Raw genomic sequence first — 18,512 nt, forward strand, 5'->3', positions numbered from 1 at the left:
GCCATAAGGGGGCAGAAGTGCAGATGACCATCAGGCAGATCTATGCCGCGATGAGCGGTTGCGCGTTGCTGTCTGCCTGCGCGAGCGTCGAGCAGGCACCGCGCGGTGACGAGGCCTATGCGATCATACCGCCAGCGCCCGCCATCGGCGCGGATTATCGCCTGTCCCCCGACGATGTGCTGCGCATTCAGGTCTATCATGAGCCGGACCTGTCGCTGGAGGATGCGCAGGTCAGCGCTGCTGGCATGGTGCGGATGCCGTTGATCGGGGATGTGCCGGTTGCCGGCCTGTCATCGGGCGACGCGGCCGACCGGATCGCCGATCGGCTGGGTCAGCGCTATCTGGTGTCGCCGCAAGTCACCATATTCGTGAAGAAGGCGGTCGGCCGCCGCATCACGGTGGACGGCGAAGTGCGGGAGCCGGGCCTGTTCCCGGTCGACGGGCGCCTGACGCTAAGTCAGGCGGTGACGCTGGCCAAGGGGCCGACCCGGCTCGCCAGCCTCTCGCAAATCATTGTCGTGCGGCAGATTGACGGGGAAAGGCAGGCCGCGATGTTCGATCTTGCCGCTATTCGCCGGGGCAAGGCGGCCGATCCCGAAATCCTGCCCGGCGATATGATCATTGTCGGCCTGTCGCGGGCGAAGGCGATATTGGGCGGCACCTTGCTGGCCGCGCCGGCGCTGGCCGCCGGGTTCATTGCCCTGGACGGGAAGAATTGATGAGCGGACCGGACACCATGGCGTCTGACGGAATCGTGCTGGGCGAGGACCGCGCCGCCCGTTTCGCGGCCGCCACCCGCCACGGCTGGGCCGTGCTGCGCCGCCATCGCGTCATCCTGTTCGTCACCATGGCGTTGTGCCTGCTGGCGGGCGCGCTGATCATCCTGATGTCCACCCCGGACTATCGTGCCACGGCATCGGTCGAGGTGCAGGACGTGCCAGCGGGCGCCGCCGGGTCAAATGCGCAGGCCGCGACCCATGGTGCGCCGGGCGACATCGAATCGCTGATGCAGACCGAACTGGAAGTGCTGCGCAGTCGCGCGCTGGCCGAAGAGGTCGCGCGCGATCTGGCGCTGGTGGGCACCCCTACATTTTTTGCGGGCATGGACCGCAAGCGCCCGACCGAAGGCGCAGGCAGCCTGACCCAGCGACAGGTCGAACAGGATATGGTCGTGCGCCTGCTGCGCGACAATCTGGAGGTCGATCTGCCCGGCAAGTCGCGCGTTCTGCGCATCAGCTTCGTCAGTGCGGACCCGGTCCTGTCCGCGCGCGTCGCCAACAGCTATGCCGACAGCCTGATCCGTGCGGACCTGAAGCGCGGCTTTGAATCGGGCGTGCAGGCGCGCCGCTTCCTGCTGGGCGAACTGGACGGGGCGCGCAAGGATCTGGCGCGGGCGGAGCGCGATCTGGCGGTCTATGCCGCACGCACCAGCGGGGCGAGCGATGATGGCGATGATGCGCAGCGCCCGCCGCAAGGCACGATCGCCGCGCGTCTCGCCCAGTTGAACGCCTATCGCGCGCAGGCGCTGGCGGATCGGATCGCGGCGCAGAAGCGGTGGGAGGGCGCACGTCGCGCCAGCCCTGAAACGCTGCCCGAAGTGCTGGGCAATGGCGCGATGCAGAGCCTGATGACGAGCCGTGCCGAAGCGCGCGCCGCCATTGTCGAGGAACGGCAGTTCCGCAAGGATGCCCATCCCGACATGCGCGAGGCGCGCGCCCGTCTGGCGGCGCTGGACGATCAGGCGGAGGCGATGGCCAACACCATTCGCGCGTCGCTGCGCGAACAATATGAGGTTGCGGTGCATGGCGAAACCCAGATTGCGGCCGAAATCGCCGATCTGGAGCGGCAGGCGCAGGCCGAACGCGGGCGGGACGTGCAGACGGGTATATTGGAACGATCGGTCGATACCTACAGGATGCTGCATGACAGCCTGCTCCAGCGCTATCGCGACATGGCGTCGCAGGCGGGTTTTCAGGCCGGTCGCATCCAGCCGCTCGATCGCGCAGCCGTTCCGACCCGGCCATTTTCGCCCCGCATCGGCATGACATTGCTGCTGGCGTCGCTGGGCGGGATGGCATTGGGCCTGCTGCTGGTCGCGGCGCGGCATATGTTCGATGATGCTGTAACGTCCGCCGATACGCTGACCGAACGGGTCGGTCTGCCGCTGCTGGGGTCGGTGCCAGTGACCGGCGACGCCCCGCAGCCGGTCGATATTTTCACGCCGCTTGCGTCATCGCTGCTGCTGGCGTCGGCGGACGGCCTGCCGCGCTCGATCCTCGTCACCAGCGCGCAGGAGGGGGAGGGCAAGTCGCTGACCCTGCATGCGCTGGCTCTGGCCTTGGCTGGCCTGGGCAAACGGGTGCTGGTGGTGGATGGCGACATGCGCCGCCCGGTCCAGCACAGCCTGTTCCGCCTGCCTGCCGGTCGCGGCATCAGCGCGTTGCTGACCGGGCAGGCCAGCGCCGAAGAGGTTATCGTGGAAACCGGCACGTCTGGCGTGGCGCTGCTCCCCTGTGGCGCGGTGCCGCCCAATCCGGCCGAACTGCTGGCGACTCCGGCATTCGAAGCGCTGCTGCTGGCCGTGCGCGACAGTTATGACACGGTGCTGATAGACGCCCCGCCCATCCTGGGCGGGACCGATACGCTGCTGCTGGCGGGCAGGGTGCAGGCCAGCCTGCTCGTCGTCGAATGGGGGCGCAACCATCATGGTGGCCTGCGCGCCGCCGTGGACCGCCTACGCCGGGCAGGCGGCACGATCATCGGCGCGATCCTGACCAAGCAGCAGGGGCGGGCAATGGAATATGATTATCACCGCGGCGGGTGAGGGAAATGCAAATATCCGTTCGAAACGAACGGAGGCTGTGTTAAATCGCCATCAGGCCCGCGCCATCAGTCCTTCGACCAGGCCGTCGAACAGGCGTTTGCCATCGGTCGCGCCATGGGCAGCCTCGATCACCCGTTCGGGGTGCGGCATCATGCCCAGCACATTGCCCCTGTCGTTCAATATGCCCGCAATGTTGCGCGCCGAACCGTTGACATTCTCCGCATAGCGCAGCGCGACCCGGCCTTCGCCTTCCAGCCGGTCGAGCGTCGCGTCGTCGGCGAAATAATTGCCGTCATGATGCGCGACCGGATAGGAAATCGTCTCGCCCGCTGCGTAGCGGCTGGTGAAGGCGCTCTGCGCATTGTCCACCGTCAGCGCGACGTCGCGACACACGAAATGCCCACCGGCATTGCGCAGCAGTGCGCCGGGCAGCAGGCCGCTTTCGGTCAGCACCTGAAAGCCGTTGCAGATGCCCAGCACGAACACGCCGCGATCGGCCGCCTGCGCCACCGCCTGCATCACCGGCGACCGCGCCGCCATGGCGCCGGACCGCAGATAGTCGCCATAGGAAAAGCCGCCCGGTACGCCGATCAGGTCGATGTCGTCGGGCAGTTCGGTATCGCGGTGCCACACCATGGCTGGCTTCGCGCCGGTCGCAGCCTCGAACGCCACCGCCAGGTCGCGGTCGCAATTGCTGCCCGGAAAGACGATGACGGCGCTCTTCATGGCTCAGGCGACCTTTTCGATGCGGTAGTTTTCGATCACCGTATTGGCGAGCAGCTTGCGGCACATGCCGTCAATATCCTCGTCACTGGTGCCATCGGCCAGGTCCAGTTCGATCAGCTTGCCCGCGCGCACGTCATTGACGCCGTCAAAGCCCAGGCCTTCCAGCGCATGGTGGATCGCCCGGCCCTGCGGATCGAGGACACCGCCCTTGAGGGTGACGAAAATGCGGGCTTTCATGAGCGGCGAACTCCTTGAGACGGACAGGGCCGAACCGTGCGGTCCGGGGGATCGACTTTGCCGCTCCCCTAGTGCCGGTGTGGCGGGGTGGCAAGCCATTATGCTTTTGTTAGCATCTCATCCGATACTGTCATGGCGCAGAAATCCGGGGGGAGCATGGGTCATGTCCGGGGTGGCGCTGGCGATGTTTGTCGGGCTGTTCGCTTGGGGGCAACAGATTGTGGGCTATGACGACCCGCATGGAAAGGTGCAGCTTGCCTTGCTCGCGACCTTCAGCCTGGGCCTGACGATCGGCTATCGCGCCAGTCGCTGAGCGTCTTTTTCAATGCCAATTGCCGATCCCTTGCGCTAGGCGAAGCGCTATGGACCCCGATTATCTCTATTACGCCTGCGCCTTCATCGCCGTGGCCATATCAGGCCTCGCCAAGGGCGGCTTTGCCGGGGTCGGCGCGCTGGCCATGCCGATCATGGCGCTGGGCGTGGACCCGGTACGCGGCGCGGCCATAATGCTGCCCATTCTGATCGTGCAGGACGCCGTCAGCGTCTGGGCATTCCGGAAAAGCTGGGACGGCCATATCTTGCGCGTGATGCTGCCGGGCGCGGCGGTCGGCGTGACGCTTGGCTATCTGTTTGCCGCGCAAGTGCATGAAACCACAGTGCTGGGCGCATTGGGCGTGATTTCGATAGTGTTCGGGCTGCAACGGCTATGGGTCGAGCGGGGCGGGGCGATCGTGCTGCCGTCCACATCGCCCGATTGGGTGGGCATGCTGCTCGGCGTCGCCAGCGGCTTTTCCAGCCAGATCGCCCATGCCGGTTCGCCCCCCTTCCAGATGTGGGTGCTGCCCAGGCGCCTGCCGCGCGACATGCTGGTCGGGACCACGGCGGTCGCCTTCGCGGTCATGAACTGGATGAAGGTGCCCGCCTATGCCGCGCTGGGGCAATTCACGCGCGGCAATCTGACGGCGACCGCCATGCTGCTGCCGGTCGCGATCGTTGCGACGCTGGCGGGCGTCGCGCTGGTGCGGCGGGTGGATGCTGCGCGCTTTTACACGCTGATCTATGTGCTGATGGTGCTGCTGGGCATCAAGCTGGTTGCCGATGCGCTAATGGCGTGATCCATAACCGTCATGCCGGACTTGATCCGGCATCCAGGGCAGCTTTGCGCCAACTCTGGATCCTGACTTGCGTCAGGATGACGGCGGATCGAAGGACTTATTCCTTCTCGCGCTTCTTGCGATGCGTGTCGAGGTCCAGCACCGTGGTGTCGAGCCCTTCGGGCAGCAGGCCCAAGCGGCGCGCCACTTCCTGATAGGCTTCCACTTCGCCGCCCAGATCGCGGCGGAAACGGTCCTTGTCTAGCTTCTCGTTGGTCGCAGCGTCCCACAGGCGGCAGCCATCGGGGCTGATCTCGTCAGCTAGGATGATGCGGCTGTAATCGCCGTCATAGAGGCGACCAAATTCCAGCTTGAAGTCGATGAGGCGAATGCCGATCCCGGCAAACAGGCCGCACATGAAGTCGTTGATGCGGATCGCCATGTCGGCAATGTCGTGCATCTCTTCCTGCGTCGCCCAGCCAAAGCAGGCGATATGCTCTTCGGAAATGAGCGGGTCGCCCAGCGCGTCATCCTTGTAGCAATATTCGATCAGCGTGCGGGGCAGTTGCGTGCCTTCCTCGATCCCCAGCTTCTTGCTGAGCGATCCGGCGGCGACGTTGCGCACGACGACTTCGATCGGCACGATCTCCACCTGACGCACCAGCTGCTCACGCATGTTGAGGCGGCGGATGAAGTGGGTCGGTACGCCGATCTGGCCGAGCAGCGTGAAGATATGCTCGGAAATCCGGTTGTTGAGCACGCCCTTGCCGGAAATCGTGCCCTTCTTCTGCGCGTTGAAGGCGGTTGCGTCATCCTTGAAATATTGGATGATCGTGCCCGGTTCCGGGCCTTCATAAAGGATCTTTGCCTTGCCTTCGTAAATCTGGCGGCGACGGGCCATGCGCGTTCCTGTCTGGTCAAAAATACTGCGCCCCGACAATCGCGAATCGAGAAGGATCAGCGGGTGCCGGGGCTGCTTGGGCCTCGCCCATAGAACAAAGCGGGCGGGGGTGCAATTGGTGCGGCCCTTACAGCACGTCGCCGAACATCGCCCATAGCAACGCTATCCACGCCACCATGCCGATCGCGCCGATGATGACGCCTGATCGGGCGCGCAAGGTTGCGGCCAAACCGCGCGGCTCTTCATCATCATCGATCATGCGCCGTTGTTAGCCGTCCGCAGCTTCCGGCTCAACCCGCGCCGTATCGCGATCCACCGCCATCAGCCGCCCGGTAAAGCATTGCCGCCACCAGCTGATGTCCTGCTTTTCAACGCTATCCATCATGGCGCGCCAGCGACGCTTGCGTTCATCCAGCGGCATGGCGAGCGCGCGCAGGATGGCGTCGGACATTTCCTCCGGGCTGTAGGGATTGATCAGCAGCGCGTCCTTGAGCTGCATGGCGGCCCCGGCAAAGCGGGACAGGATCAGAACGCCCGGATCCTCCGGGTCCTGCGCCGCGACATATTCCTTGGCGACCAGGTTCATGCCATCGCGCAGCGGCGTGACCAGCCCGATCTTGGCGCTGCGATAAATGCCGGCGAGCTTGTCGCGCGGATAACCCTGATTGACGTAGCGGATGGGCGTCCAGTCCACATCGCTATATTCGCCATTGATCCGCCCCGCGAGGGAATCGAGCGCGGCACGTATCTGCTGATAGCTTTCCACTTCGCCGCGCGAAGGCGGCGCGATCTGGGTCAGCAAAACCTTGCGATGCTGGTCGGGATGGGCCTTCAGAAAGCGGGCATAGCCGTTGAACCGCTCCTCCAGCCCCTTGCTGTAATCCAGCCGATCGACCCCGACGATCATCGCGCGGTCCTGAAGCGAGGCGCGTATCTGCCGGAGCATGTTCTGCGCAACCTCGCTTTCGGCTGCTTCGGCAAATTCCTTCGCGTTGATCCCGATCGGGCAAGCAACCGCCTGGATCGTCCGGTCGCCAACGGTAATGAAATCGCCGTTCACCGTACCGCCCATCTCCCGCTCGGCATAGTGGCGGAAGGATTCGAGCCATTCTTCGGTATGGAACCCCACGACATCATAGGCGAACAAGGTGCTGACCAGCTTGCTGTGATGGGGCAGCGACACGAGCAGTCGCGTGGGTGGCCAGGGGATGTGGAGGAAAAAGCCCATTTTGTTACGGTGGCCGCGGTCACGCAGCATCTGGCCCAGCGGGATCATGTGATAATCATGAACCCAGATGACGTCCTCCGGCTCGATCAGCGGCGCGGTGGTATCGGCAAAGCGCTGGTTGACCCTGTTATAGCCGCCCTCGAAATCGCGGGCATATTCGGCCAGATCGATGCGGAAGTGGAAGAGCGGCCACAGCGTCTTGTTGGCGTACCCATTATAATATTCGTCGACATCCTGTTCTTCCAGGTCGATCGTCGCGGTTTTGACCCCGTCATCCTCGTAAAAGCCGATATGGCCGGTGAAATTATCGGTGATTTCGCCCGACCAGCCGATCCATGTTCCCCGGCTTTCCCGCAACGCCTGCGCCAGCGCGACCGCAAGTCCGCCCTGATTGCCCGACTTGTTGGGTCGGGACACGCGGTTGGAAATGACTATTAGGCGGCTCATGGCAGTCGGCTCATCGCATCACGCTCCAGGGTTTGCTCAACAAGACGGCGCAGTTGATGATGCCGACGAGCGAATAGGTTTGAGGATAATTGCCCCACAATTCCCCGGTCACAGGATCAATATCCTCGGACAATAATCCTGCGGCGGTGCGCCGGCTCAGCATCTCTTCGAAAAGGGTGCGGGCTTCTTCCGTACGACCGGTGCGATGCAGTGCTTCGATCAGCCAGAAGGTGCAGACGTTGAACGCAGTCACCGGCTCGCCGAAATCGTCGGGCGCGCTGTAGCGCAGCATGTCATTGCCACGCCGCAAATCCGCCTCCAGCGCGGCCAATGTGCCGGTGAACATGGGATCATCCGCGCTCAGGAAACGCAGGTCGAGCAGTTGCAGCAGCGATGCGTCGCGCGAATCATCCTCGAAATTCGCCGATATGGCCTGGCTGTCCTCTCGCCACGCCGCATCGATGATGCGCGCCTTCATCGTGTCGGCGCGGTTCTGCCAGTGCGCCGCGCGCAGGGGCAGGTCCAGCGCCAGCGCGGCATGGGCCAGCCGGTCGCACGCCGCCCAGCACATCACTGCACTATAGCTGTGGACATGGGTGCGATTGCGCAGTTCCCACAGACCCGCATCCGGCTTGTCATAGACGCTCCAGGCCCGCTCACCCACGGCCTCCAGCGCCTCGAAATCGGCATGGCCCGCCATGCGCAGCAGCCGCCAGTCGATAAAGCCCTGCACCGACGACAGGACGATCTGGCCATAGGCGTCATGCTGGATCTGGCTGTAGGCGGCGTTGCCGACCCGCACCGGGCCCATGCCGCGATAGCCGGGCAGTTCGTCCGCCTCCCATTCGGTCAGCGTGGCGTTGCCGCGCACGTCGTAAAGCGGCTGGATATGCCCGCCCTTTGCGCCATCGACGATGTTGCGTAGATAGACCAGATAGGTTTCCAGCACATCCAGAGCGCCCAGCCGGTTGAGTGCTTCGACGGTATAATAGGCGTCGCGCACCCAGCAGTAGCGATAGTCCCAGTTGCGACCCGAATCGGCATGTTCGGGGATGCTGGTCGTCAGCGCCGCGACGATCGCGCCGGTTTCTTCATGCTGGCACAGTTTGAGCGTGATCGCGGACCGGATGACCGCTTCCTGCCATTCCGCCGGGATGGCGAGGCCGCGCACCCAAAGGCGCCATTCCTCCACCGTGTCGTCCAGCATCCGCTGGAGCGCCGGGCGCAAGGCGTCGGAAAATCCTTCGTCAGGCCCCATGAAGAAATGGGCGTCCTGCTCCAGCCGGAACCAGCTTTCCTGTGCGATCAGGCCGATCGGCGCGTCGGTCGACACCCGCATCGCCATGTAGGACAGGACCATGCGGATATGGTTGGATCCGTAATTGATCGGCACCTTTTCCGCATTCCAGGCCGTCGTCGGGCGCAGACGCACTCTTATGCGCGGCGATCCCGCCACCGGGCGCGCGATCCGGGCGAAGGCGACGGGGCGATACATGCGGCCCTTATGCTTGTGGCGGGGGCAGAAATCGAAAATTTCGATGATGTTGCCCTGCGTGTCGCTCTGCCGCGTAACCAGAACGGGGGTGTTGCGCAGATAATATTGCTCCACCGCAACGCAATTTTCCAGTTCGATCGCCCAGAAACCGATCGCGGCGTCATCATCCCAATCAGCATCGTCGAGCAGCGCGGAAAAGACCGGATCGCCATCAACCCTGGGAACGCAGGCCCATACCATGCGACCGGCCCGATCGATCAGCGCCGATGCCTGGCAATTGCCAATCGGCCAGAGGTCCAAATTGCGGGCGTTGCCGCCCAATATTGGGTGAGTATTGCTGTTTATCGCACTGCCCCTCATGCTTTTTGGCAAATTGAGGGGGCACGGATCATGCGAGCCGTGCAACCCCCTCTCGCAGATAATGCCTGACGGCGGCAACCTGTTCCAAATTATATGCCGCTCGCGTTTGTCGCACAGGTCCGACCAATATGCCAACCCCGCCCAGTTCGGCGGCGGCGGCAAAGCCTTCCTCGTCGGTTACGTCGTCGCCGATAAAGACCGGCACACCGCCCGCCATTGGCCCTTGCGCCATCAGCGCATGGACCGCGCTGCCCTTGTCCGCGCCACCGGGCCGCAATTCATAAAGCATCTTGCCCTGCTGAAGCGCCAGACCGTCCTGATCGGCCCATTGGCGGGCCAGCGCATGCGCGGCATCCTGCCAGGCAGGAGCGCCGCGATAGTGCAGCCCGACGCTGATCGATTTGCGTTCGACCAGCACGCCGGGCTTGTCGGCGGCAAAGGCGTTGAAGGCGGCTTCGGCATCATCGATTGCCGCGAGGCGCGCTGGCGCGGCGATGGCGCCGCCGGGGCGGGCAAATTCCAGCCCATGGGTGCCCGCCAGCAGGAAGTCGGCAAAGCCAAGGGTGCGCAGCGTTTCGATCGACCGCCCGCTCACGATCGCCAGTCGCCCGTCCAGCTTTTTCCGCAGCGCCAGGAGCAACTGCACCAGTCCACCATCCACAATCACCCCGTCGGGGGTGTCGGTAATGGGCGTGAGCGTCCCGTCAAAATCCAGGAACAGCGCCGCGTCGGTCAACAAGGCGGGCGGGGGCGGGGGGAGGGGATGATCTGACACGGGCGCAAAGTGGCGCTTTACCGCCAATTCGCAACCCCTGTTGTGTAGCCCCTTGTCGTTTTTACGCGCCGCACCGGCTGTCATCGGACCAGGGGGCCGACCAATGGATTGAATGCAGCACGCGAAATGCCTGCATGATCCGTGCAATCAGCCGGTCGATCCCGGCGCTGGCTTCGCGATGATGGTCCGTCCACAACCGGGCGTCATACTGGTCGCGCATGGTCGCGATCCTTTCGATTGAAATGGTGCATATGTGCGAAGCGACCAATGCGCCTGTTCCGTAACGATATCCAACAAAAGCATGGACAGTGATAATAAGCTCCCCTTATGAAAAGCCATGTCCGCCCTGCCTCCGCTCTCCGCCGTTCGGGTGTTCGAAGCCGCTGCCCGGCTCGAAAATTTCACCGCCGCCGCGCAGGAACTGGGCATGACCCAGGCGGCGGTCAGCTATCAGGTCAAGTTGCTGGAGGACCGGCTGGGATTGAGCCTGTTCCAGCGCGCTGGCCGCCGGGTGCTTCTTACCGACAAGGGACGGGAAATCGCGCCGATCATCATCCGCGCTTTCGATCAGATGCGGCAGGGCTTTGCCGCTCTGGCGCAGGATCATTCGATGGTCCTCACCATCAGTTGCACCAATAGTTTCGCCCATCTCTGGCTCGCCCCCCGGATCGGCGCGTTCCAGATGCGTCATCCGGGGCTGGCGGTGCGCATCCAGGCCGAGGATGCGGTGGTCGATCTTGCCCGCACCGGCGTCGATCTGGCGATTCGCGGCGGGAAGGGCAATTGGCCAGGGCTGGAGGCACGGCTGTTGACGCACAACCGCCTGGCGCCAATGTGCAGCCCGGCCTGGCTGGCGCGCTATGGTCCGGTTGCCGATGCGCAGGCGCTTCATGCCCTGCCGCGCCTGTCGCCCGACGATATGTGGTGGCATGAATGGTTCGCGGCCATGGGGGTGGAGGCCGATCCGGCAGGCGGGCCGCCGGGCATCGCGCTCGACAGCCAGGTGATGGAAGGTCGTGCCGCGATCGGGGGGCAGGGGATCGCCATCCTGAACCTGTTTTTGTGGAAGGCGGAGGTAGAGGCGGGCCTGCTGGTCGAAGCCATGCCATCCTATGTCCGCGAGATCGCGAGCTACTGGATCGTCTATCCGCCCCACGCCCGCAATACGCACAAGGTGAAGGCGTTTCGCGACTGGATCAGCGCCGAATTCGCCGCCGCCATCGCTGATGACCCGCAGGGACGCTACTTGCCCCGTGACGAATGATGCGTATGTTCATGCGCATGTTTCATGAAGGAGTTGGTTGTGACCAGGCATGAACGGATCGGGACGCGAAAGGCGACCAACCTTTCGCTGGATATGGCGCTTGTCGCAGAGGCGCGGGCGTTGGGAATCAACTTGTCCCGCACCTGTGAAGACGCGCTGGCCAAGCAAATCGCCGCCGAACGCGGCCGTCGCTGGCAAGAGGAGAATGCCCAGGGCATTGCTGCTTCCAACGCCTATGTCGAAAAACATGGCCTGCCGCTCGAAAAATATCGCATGTTCTAATGGCAAGATTTAGCGCGCATCGCCTGTCCGACGGTAGTTGGGTTCTGGATTGCCAGGCCGATTTGCTCGATCATCTGACGACCCGATTCGTTGTACCGCTCATCCCTATTGCCGACGTTGGCACACCCATGGCGCGCCTTAATCCGTATTTTCAGATTGAAGGCGAAACGCTGGTCATGATGACCCAGTTTGCGGGGGCGGTTCCGGCCCGGTCGCTTGGGCAGCCGGCCTTGTCGCTGCACGATCATCAGGACGTGATAGCCGCCGCGCTGGATATGCTGCTGGTGGGATTTTAACGCTGCGGTTCGATCCCGGCCAAATCTCCGTTTCCGTTTCGTCCCCGTGCTGCTATCCCGCGCGTAATGACCGATTTTCGCGATCCTTTCGACAATATCAAGGACCATCCGTTCGACGCAGCGCTGTCGCAGCGTTATCTCGTCTATGCCCTGTCCACCATTACCGCGCGGTCCTTGCCGGATTTGCGCGACGGGTTGAAGCCGGTGCATCGCCGCCTGCTCTGGGCGATGCGGCTGCTCAGGATGGAGCCGTCCGGCGCGTCGGCCGACGTGCTGGTCGCCAACCCTGCCCGCAACGGCACAAGCTACAAGAAATGCGCCCGCGTCGTGGGCGACGTCATCGGCAAATATCACCCCCATGGCGACAGCAGCGTCTATGACGCCATGGTGCGGCTGGCGCAGGATTTCGTCCTGCGCACGCCATTGGTCGACGGGCAGGGCAATTTCGGCAATATCGACGGCGATAATGCCGCCGCGATGCGCTATACCGAAGCGCGCCTGACCCAGCCTGCCGCCGACCTGATGGCGGGGCTGGACGAAGGGACGGTCGATTTCCGCCCGACCTATAATGGCGAGGATGAAGAGCCGGAGGTGTTCCCCGGCCTTTTCCCCAACCTGCTTGCCAATGGTGCCAGCGGCATTGCGGTGGGCATGGCCACCAGCATTCCGCCGCATAATGTGACCGAAATACTAAATGCCGCCAGCTTGCTGATCGACAATCCCGATACGGATCATGCGGCGTTGATGGCAGTGGTGAAGGGGCCGGACTTCCCCACTGGCGGCGTGCTGGTGGATAGTCCCGCAATCATTGCCGAAGCCTATGCCACGGGACGTGGCGCGTTCCGTACCCGTGCGCGCTTTTCGACCGGCAAGGATGATCAGGGCGTCTGGGAACCGACCGGCATAGAGAAATTGAGCGGCGGCACCTGGCAGTTGATCGTCAGCGAAATTCCCTATCAGGTGCAGAAGGGCAAGCTGATCGAGCAGATCGCGGCCCTGATCAACGACAAGAAGCTACCGATTCTGGAAGATGTGCGCGATGAGAGCGATGAGACGATCCGCATCGTCATCACGCCCAGGAACCGCAATGTCGATCCGCAGGTGCTCAAGGACAGTCTCTACCGGCTGACCGATCTGGAAAACCGCTTTCCGCTCAACCTGAACGTGCTGGACGCCACCCATACGCCGCGCGTTCTGGGGTTGCGCGCGGTGCTGATCGAATGGCTCAAGCACCAGATCGAGGTGCTGGTCCGGCGCGCGCAGCATCGCCTTGCCAAGATCGCCGATCGGCTCGAACTGCTCGATGGCTATATCATCGCCTATCTCAACCTTGACCGGGTGATCGAGATCATCCGTACGGAGGATGAGCCGAAGCTGGTGATGATGGACGAATTTGCCCTGACCGACCGGCAGGCCGAAGCCATTCTCAACATGCGCCTGCGGTCTTTGCGCAAGCTGGAAGAGATGGAATTGCGCCGCGAACATGCCGATCTGGTGGCGGAGCAGGAGGATCTGCAAAAGCTGGTCGAAAGCCCGCAGCGCCAGCGGACCAAGCTGAAGCGCGACATTGCCGCGCTGCGCAAGCGCTACGGCCCCGACACGGCCCTTGGCCACCGCCGCACATTGGTGGAGGAAGCCGGGCCCGCACGGGACATCCCGCTGGAGGCGATGATCGAGCGCGAACCTATCACCGTCATTCTGTCCGAACGCGGCTGGATCAGGGCGATGAGCGGCCATCGCGATCTGGCTGCCGCCGATACGCTCAAGTTCAAGGAGGGCGACGGTCCGCAATTCGCGTTCCATGCCTACACCACCGACAAGCTGCTGCTCGCGACGTCCACCGGGCGCGTCTATACGCTGGGGTCGGACAAGCTGCCGGGCGGGCGCGGCTTTGGCGATCCGGTGCGGTCGTTGGTCGATATGGACAATGAAGGCGCGATCGTCGCCTTCATGCCCGCACGGGCTGGCACGGAATTGTTGCTGGCGTCTTCCGACGGGCGTGGTTTCATTGCGGCGGTGGCAGAGATCATGGCGGAAACGCGCAAAGGGCGTCAGGTCGTCAACGTCCGCACCGGCGCCAAGCTGGCTGTCATCCGCCCGGTCGCGCCGGGGTCGGACAGCGTGGCCGTGATTGGCGAAAACCGCAAATTGCTCGTTTTCTCGCTCGACGAAATGCCCCGCATGGCGCGTGGGCAGGGCGTGCAGATGCAGCGCTATCGCGATGGTGGTCTGTCGGACGCCATCACCTTCCGCCTGGCCGACGGACTTAGCTGGGCGATGGGGGGCGAAACGGGGCGGATGCGGACCGAATCGGACATGACGCCGTGGAAAGTGGCGCGCGGTGCGGCTGGCCGCATGCCACCCACGGGCTTTCCACGCGGCAATCGCTTTTAATGACCATTTTTTACAATTATCGGCGCATCGTTTCCTGAAAATTTACCGCTTCCCGATATGGCCAAGGCATGGAATCCATTTCTGTGCGCAACTGGCCAGTCGGAAGGACCAGCAACGACCCTGTTGCGGGGGACGCGGAGGCATATCCATCCTTCGTCATAGCGCCGACCCAATGGTTGGCCGCCATGTCGCAGGCGGCAGCGATTTTATCCCATGATGACAATCTGTTGTCGGTGGTCGAAGCCAATGACCGCTTCTTGCAGGCATTTCGCCAGCATCAGGAAAAGGACGGGGCCATCAGCCAGGCCGCGATCGTGTGGCGCGATCGCATCCTGAAATTCATTCAGACGAATCACGTCGCAGACAGTTTTGAAATTCGCCGCGACGGCAAATTGGGGCCGGAATATTTCATGTGCACCATCGGCCGCTTGCCTGCCGATGCGGACCATCCCGAACTTTACCTGTTCACCGCGACCGATCGTACCAGCGAACGGACGGTCGAGAAGAATCTGCGCCGCGAACTTCTGTCCGACGGGTTAACCGCGCTGCCCAATCGCACCGGCTTTGGTGAAGAGATTGACGACCGGATCGCCAATTCGGTCTGGCCTGACAATGCCCAATTCGGCATCATCGCGATCGACCTTAGCCGGTTCAGCCGGGTCAATGAATCGCTTGGCCCGATGGCTGGCGACGAACTGCTGATCACGGTCGCCAAGCGACTGAAATCCAGCCTGCGGCAGGGTGATGTGCTGGCGCGGATCGGCGGCAATGATTTTGCGATATTCGCCCGTCTGAACAATGGCCTGTCGGATGCTCTTCACATCGTCCAGCGGATCAAGGAAGCGCTGAGTTCGCCGATTCGGCTGAGCGACCTGCAAATCCGGGTGGATTGCGCGATCGGCTGTGCCCTTTCTACCAGCCTGAGCGATGACCCAGATGACATCGTTCGCAAGGCGCAGGCAGCGGTCAAGATCGCCAAGTGCAGCGGCAAGGTGGAAATATATCGCAACGGTGTTCTCAAGGAAGCGCAGCGCCGCTTTTCGATCGAGAGCCGTCTGCGCGACGCATTGGCGCAGGGTGGCCTGTCGCTGGCCTATCAGCCGCTGATCCACCTCCATACCGGGGAGATTACGGGGTTCGAGGCGCTCGCTCGCTGGGACGATGCGGAATTGGGGCATGTGTCCCCGGTCGAATTCATCGCCGTGGCCGAAGAAAGCGGCCTCATCACCCCGCTGGGCCGATGGGCCGCCTATGAAGCGGCGCAGGCATTGTCGCGCTGGGACGCCAGGTTCGGCCAGCCCATGCCGGTCGGCGTCAACGTCAACCTCTCGCCGATCCAGATGGCGCGGGACGATGTCGCGTCCATGTTCGAGGAAGCGCTGCGCTATTCCGGCATTGCCGGGCATCGCCTGACGGCCGAAGTCACTGAAAGCGCAATCATCGCCGATCCCGACAAGGCGCGCAAATTGCTGTTCGCGCTCAAGGATTTGCAGATGCCGATCGCGATGGACGATTTCGGTACCGGCTTTTCCAACCTGGCCAGCCTGCACAGCCTGCCGATCGACATATTGAAGATCGACCGGAGCTTCGTGTCGAACATGCTGGAGGATCGCGACAAGACGGTCATCGTCCGCACGATCCTCTCGCTGGCGGAGTCGCTCAACCTCAAGGTCACGGCGGAAGGGATCGAGACGCAGGAGCTTGCCCATGCGCTTCAGCAATTGGGATGCTGGCAGGGGCAGGGCTATTATTTCGCCAAGCCAATGGCCGAACAGGACGCCTTCGACTATTGGCGCGCGCGCTGGAATTTCGAAACGGTCTGATCGGCAATAGCGTCAACCCGCGCGCCGTCCGGGAAACCTTCCGCGACCCACATATCCTGCACGACATTCAATGCCTTGGCGACATCGGGGCCGGGGGGCAGTCCGCGCGCGATCAACGCGCCACCGCCGATCGGTAGTTTGGGCGGCGTCCAGTCGTCCAGGGCGGAGAGAGGCGACAGATTCGCATCGGCATCCAGCAGCAACCTGTCGATCGCACCTTCGACCCCGATATGCCACGCTAGCGCCCGAATCGGCATATCGCCCAAGCCAGCCTCCAGCGCCGTCGTCAGTCGCTTGCGCGCCTTGTTCGACAGTTTGAGCCGCGCGCCGACCAGATCGGCCCGCGCCGCATCGGGCGGCAGCAAGGCCGCGAGCCGCCGCAGCGCCGATGGTGCAAGGCCAGCCGCGGCCTCCCGCGCTATCAACCGCTCCAGCCGGTCGATCCCGGCGCAGTCGACTTCAGGCAAAACCGGCGTCAATATCCCGCCATCGACCATCAGCCGCAACGCGTGGATCGGCGCGGCGACCCCCAGCAATTTGAGCAATTCATCGGCAATCCGCTCGCGCGACAGCGCCATCAGACTGTTGGCCGCAGCGACGCAGGCGGCATAGGCCATATTGTCCAGCTCATCGCCGCCATAGCGCGCCAGAAAGCGGAAATAGCGCAGGATGCGCAGATGATCTTCGGCAATGCGCGCGTCGGCCTCGCCTATGAAGCGCAATCGCCGCGCTTCCAGATCGGCAACCCCGCCAAAATAGTCGGTGATCTCCCCGCTCAACGGATCGGCATAAAGTGCGTTAATCGTGAAGTCCCGCCGCGCCGCATCCTCGCGCCAGTCATCGGTATAGGCGATGGTCGCGCGCCGCCCGTCGGTGCTGACGTCGCGGCGCAGCGTCGTAATCTCCACCGGCCAGCCGGCGATGACGGCGGTGATCGTGCCATGGTCGATACCGGTCGGTACTGCCTTTATCTCTGCCGCCTTCAGCCGATCGAGCACGTCCTGGGGGGCAAGCGTGGTGGCAATATCCAGATCATTGACCGCAAGCCCCAGCAAGCCGTCGCGCACCGCGCCGCCGACGTAGCGGGCCTTGCCGCCCGCCGCATCCAGCGCCGTCAGCAAATTATCGAGACCGGGACGATGCCGCCATGGCGCATCGGGCAGCACCACGCTCATAATGCGCCCAGCCGGTGTGACAGGTTTGCCAGGATGGCGGCGGTCACGCCCCATATCCGCCGTTCCTGCCACAATATCTCGTAATAATGCCGCACCGCCCCTTCAAATTCGACGGCATGCCGGGTCCGGTTCGCCGGGTCCAGCGCATAGGCGAGGGGCAGTTCGAACCAGTCGGCCACTTCGCTTTCCTGCGGCTGCAAGGGCAGGTCGGGCGGAATGACCGCCAGCACCGGGATGACGTCGAACCCGGTAAAAGTATGATAGCGGTCGGACGTGCCGATGACCTGCGCCAGATGCGGCGGCAGGCCGATTTCCTCCTCCGCCTCGCGCAGCGCCCCGGCAATCTCATCGGCATCGCCAGGATCGACGCGGCCGCCGGGAAAGGCGACCTGTCCCGCATGCTTGCGCAGTCGTTCCGACCGCTGGGTCAGGATCAACCCCGGTTCGGGCCGGTCGGTGATGGCGACCAGTACGGCGGCGGGGGCGAGCGCGATGTGCCCGTCGATGCGGGGATCGCGCATGTCGGATGACAGGATGGTGCCATCGCGGCCATGACCTTCGGCCAACGCGGCGCGCAGCCGCTCGGCCAGGGTCATGCCCCGCCGTCCAGCGGAAAGAAAGCGCCGTTGCTCCACAGGCCGATCCGCTCGGCGCCCTCATCCAGTGCCATGTTCATCAGTTCATAATAGACGCTGCGCAAGACCAGCGCCTCCAGCCCCGCGCGGACATGAAGATAGGGGTGTGGCCCGTCCGCCGTCTCACGGAGCAGCAGCGCATTGTCCGGCCCCGCCGCGACCAGATCGCCGGTATTCAGCCGGAACGCCAGCGCCCGTTCGCGCCCTTCGCCTTCGCTCTTGAGTTCCACCGCGACAAAGGGGGCATCCTCGACTTCGATGCTCAGCTTTTCGACCGGCGTGACCAGCACATAGCTGCCGTCCGCTTCTCGCCGCAATATGGTGGAAAACAGGCGGACCATTGCCTCGCGCCCGATTGGCGACCCCTGGTGAAACCAGGTTCCGTCGCGCGCGATCCGCATGTCGCTGTCGCCGCAATGATCGGGATTCCATTTCTCCACCGGCGGGAGTTTTTTTTCGGCAAGCAGGCGCGCAATGTCGCTGAGCGACAGGTCGGCAAGGTCGGGTAGCGGGTCCATCGGCATAGGCTATGCAGATAGGATCGCAGCGCCCCGAT

The 18,512-nt window shown here is 63.5% G+C and carries 20 protein-coding genes; 9 read left to right on the top strand and 11 right to left on the bottom strand.

Annotation, left to right across the window (positions count from 1 at the left end; translation table 11 throughout):
* The first annotated feature begins 23 nt into the window (after positions 1 to 23).
* Together FE851_RS06350 and FE851_RS06355 are read left to right on the top strand one after the other, a co-directional pair.
* Positions 24 to 719 carry a polysaccharide biosynthesis/export family protein gene (locus FE851_RS06350; protein ID WP_086485657.1) on the top strand — a complete coding sequence of 232 codons (696 nt, stop codon included), beginning with the start codon at positions 24 to 26 and terminating at the stop codon, positions 717 to 719.
* Complete coding sequence (locus FE851_RS06355; RefSeq protein ID WP_409994473.1) at positions 719 to 2,824, top strand: GumC family protein; 2,106 nt, start codon at positions 719 to 721, stop codon at positions 2,822 to 2,824. The genes FE851_RS06350 and FE851_RS06355 overlap by 1 nt, the downstream gene beginning before the upstream one ends.
* 51 nt (positions 2,825 to 2,875) lie before the next feature.
* Here the strand turns inward: FE851_RS06355 and purQ are convergent, their stop codons facing one another.
* Positions 2,876 to 3,550, bottom strand: coding sequence for a phosphoribosylformylglycinamidine synthase subunit PurQ (purQ, locus tag FE851_RS06360; RefSeq protein ID WP_017182328.1), 675 nt, complete (start codon positions 3,548 to 3,550; stop codon positions 2,876 to 2,878).
* Positions 3,551 to 3,553: 3 nt separating this feature from the next.
* A complete protein-coding gene (purS, locus tag FE851_RS06365) occupies positions 3,554 to 3,787 on the bottom strand; it encodes a phosphoribosylformylglycinamidine synthase subunit PurS (RefSeq protein ID WP_017182327.1) in 234 nt (77 codons plus the stop codon).
* A gap of 163 nt (positions 3,788 to 3,950) precedes the next feature.
* Between purS and FE851_RS26025 the strand changes: the two genes are divergently transcribed.
* The gene (locus FE851_RS26025) at positions 3,951 to 4,100 is read left to right on the top strand and encodes a hypothetical protein (protein WP_019053721.1); all 150 of its coding nucleotides are present in this window, start codon (positions 3,951 to 3,953) and stop codon (positions 4,098 to 4,100) included.
* Between the two features lie 49 nt (positions 4,101 to 4,149).
* Positions 4,150 to 4,902 carry a sulfite exporter TauE/SafE family protein gene (locus FE851_RS06370; protein WP_145200797.1) on the top strand — a complete coding sequence of 251 codons (753 nt, stop codon included), beginning with the start codon at positions 4,150 to 4,152 and terminating at the stop codon, positions 4,900 to 4,902.
* Positions 4,903 to 4,999: 97 nt separating this feature from the next.
* Here FE851_RS06370 and purC read toward each other — a convergent pair whose 3' ends face one another.
* The 6 genes from purC to FE851_RS26030 form a co-directional block, all read right to left on the bottom strand.
* Positions 5,000 to 5,782 carry a phosphoribosylaminoimidazolesuccinocarboxamide synthase gene (purC, locus tag FE851_RS06375; protein ID WP_017182324.1) on the bottom strand — a complete coding sequence of 261 codons (783 nt, stop codon included), beginning with the start codon at positions 5,780 to 5,782 and terminating at the stop codon, positions 5,000 to 5,002.
* A 127-nt stretch (positions 5,783 to 5,909) separates the two neighbouring features.
* Positions 5,910 to 6,041 (bottom strand): hypothetical protein, encoded by a 132-nt coding sequence (locus FE851_RS26665; protein WP_261370862.1) that lies wholly within the window; start codon positions 6,039 to 6,041, stop codon positions 5,910 to 5,912.
* Positions 6,042 to 6,050: 9 nt separating this feature from the next.
* Positions 6,051 to 7,457 carry an alpha,alpha-trehalose-phosphate synthase (UDP-forming) gene (otsA, locus tag FE851_RS06380; RefSeq protein ID WP_145200798.1) on the bottom strand — a complete coding sequence of 469 codons (1,407 nt, stop codon included), beginning with the start codon at positions 7,455 to 7,457 and terminating at the stop codon, positions 6,051 to 6,053.
* A gap of 10 nt (positions 7,458 to 7,467) precedes the next feature.
* Positions 7,468 to 9,312: a glycoside hydrolase family 15 protein gene (locus tag FE851_RS06385; RefSeq protein ID WP_222422931.1), complete on the bottom strand. Its 1,845-nt coding sequence runs from the start codon at positions 9,310 to 9,312 to the stop codon at positions 7,468 to 7,470.
* A gap of 28 nt (positions 9,313 to 9,340) precedes the next feature.
* Complete coding sequence (gene otsB / locus FE851_RS06390; protein WP_145204190.1) at positions 9,341 to 10,051, bottom strand: trehalose-phosphatase; 711 nt, start codon at positions 10,049 to 10,051, stop codon at positions 9,341 to 9,343.
* 97 nt (positions 10,052 to 10,148) lie between these two features.
* A complete protein-coding gene (locus FE851_RS26030; RefSeq protein ID WP_019053725.1) occupies positions 10,149 to 10,307 on the bottom strand; it encodes a hypothetical protein in 159 nt (52 codons plus the stop codon).
* 117 nt (positions 10,308 to 10,424) lie between these two features.
* Here FE851_RS26030 and FE851_RS06395 point away from each other — a divergent pair, with 117 nt between their 5' ends.
* The 5 genes from FE851_RS06395 (at position 10,425) to FE851_RS06415 (ending at position 16,146) form a co-directional block, all read left to right on the top strand.
* Entirely contained in the window at positions 10,425 to 11,351 is a 927-nt protein-coding gene (locus FE851_RS06395; protein WP_186378765.1) for a LysR substrate-binding domain-containing protein, read from the top strand.
* Positions 11,352 to 11,375: 24 nt separating this feature from the next.
* The gene (locus FE851_RS06400) at positions 11,376 to 11,633 is read left to right on the top strand and encodes a type II toxin-antitoxin system CcdA family antitoxin (protein WP_017182317.1); all 258 of its coding nucleotides are present in this window, start codon (positions 11,376 to 11,378) and stop codon (positions 11,631 to 11,633) included.
* Positions 11,633 to 11,929 carry a CcdB family protein gene (locus tag FE851_RS06405; protein ID WP_017182316.1) on the top strand — a complete coding sequence of 99 codons (297 nt, stop codon included), beginning with the start codon at positions 11,633 to 11,635 and terminating at the stop codon, positions 11,927 to 11,929. The genes FE851_RS06400 and FE851_RS06405 overlap by 1 nt, the downstream gene beginning before the upstream one ends.
* 66 nt (positions 11,930 to 11,995) lie before the next feature.
* A complete protein-coding gene (gene parC / locus FE851_RS06410; RefSeq protein ID WP_145200801.1) occupies positions 11,996 to 14,323 on the top strand; it encodes a DNA topoisomerase IV subunit A in 2,328 nt (775 codons plus the stop codon).
* Positions 14,324 to 14,391: 68 nt separating this feature from the next.
* Positions 14,392 to 16,146 (top strand): putative bifunctional diguanylate cyclase/phosphodiesterase, encoded by a 1,755-nt coding sequence (locus tag FE851_RS06415; RefSeq protein WP_145200804.1) that lies wholly within the window; start codon positions 14,392 to 14,394, stop codon positions 16,144 to 16,146.
* On the opposite strand, the gene FE851_RS06420 is transcribed toward FE851_RS06415, so the two are convergent.
* Genes FE851_RS06420 through FE851_RS06430 form a run of 3 tightly spaced genes read right to left on the bottom strand, consistent with a single transcriptional unit; the run spans position 16,110 to position 18,480 of the window.
* The gene (locus tag FE851_RS06420; RefSeq protein WP_145200807.1) at positions 16,110 to 17,321 is read right to left on the bottom strand and encodes a CCA tRNA nucleotidyltransferase; all 1,212 of its coding nucleotides are present in this window, start codon (positions 17,319 to 17,321) and stop codon (positions 16,110 to 16,112) included. The genes FE851_RS06415 and FE851_RS06420 overlap by 37 nt on opposite strands.
* Positions 17,318 to 17,917, bottom strand: coding sequence for a CoA pyrophosphatase (locus FE851_RS06425; protein WP_145200810.1), 600 nt, complete (start codon positions 17,915 to 17,917; stop codon positions 17,318 to 17,320). Before FE851_RS06425 ends, FE851_RS06420 begins: the two co-directional genes overlap by 4 nt.
* Positions 17,914 to 18,480: a DUF1285 domain-containing protein gene (locus FE851_RS06430; RefSeq protein ID WP_145200813.1), complete on the bottom strand. Its 567-nt coding sequence runs from the start codon at positions 18,478 to 18,480 to the stop codon at positions 17,914 to 17,916. Before FE851_RS06430 ends, FE851_RS06425 begins: the two co-directional genes overlap by 4 nt.
* Positions 18,481 to 18,512: the final 32 nt, after the last annotated feature.

Source organism: Sphingobium sp. B2, assembly GCF_007693735.1.
GTDB lineage: Bacteria > Pseudomonadota > Alphaproteobacteria > Sphingomonadales > Sphingomonadaceae > Sphingobium > Sphingobium xenophagum.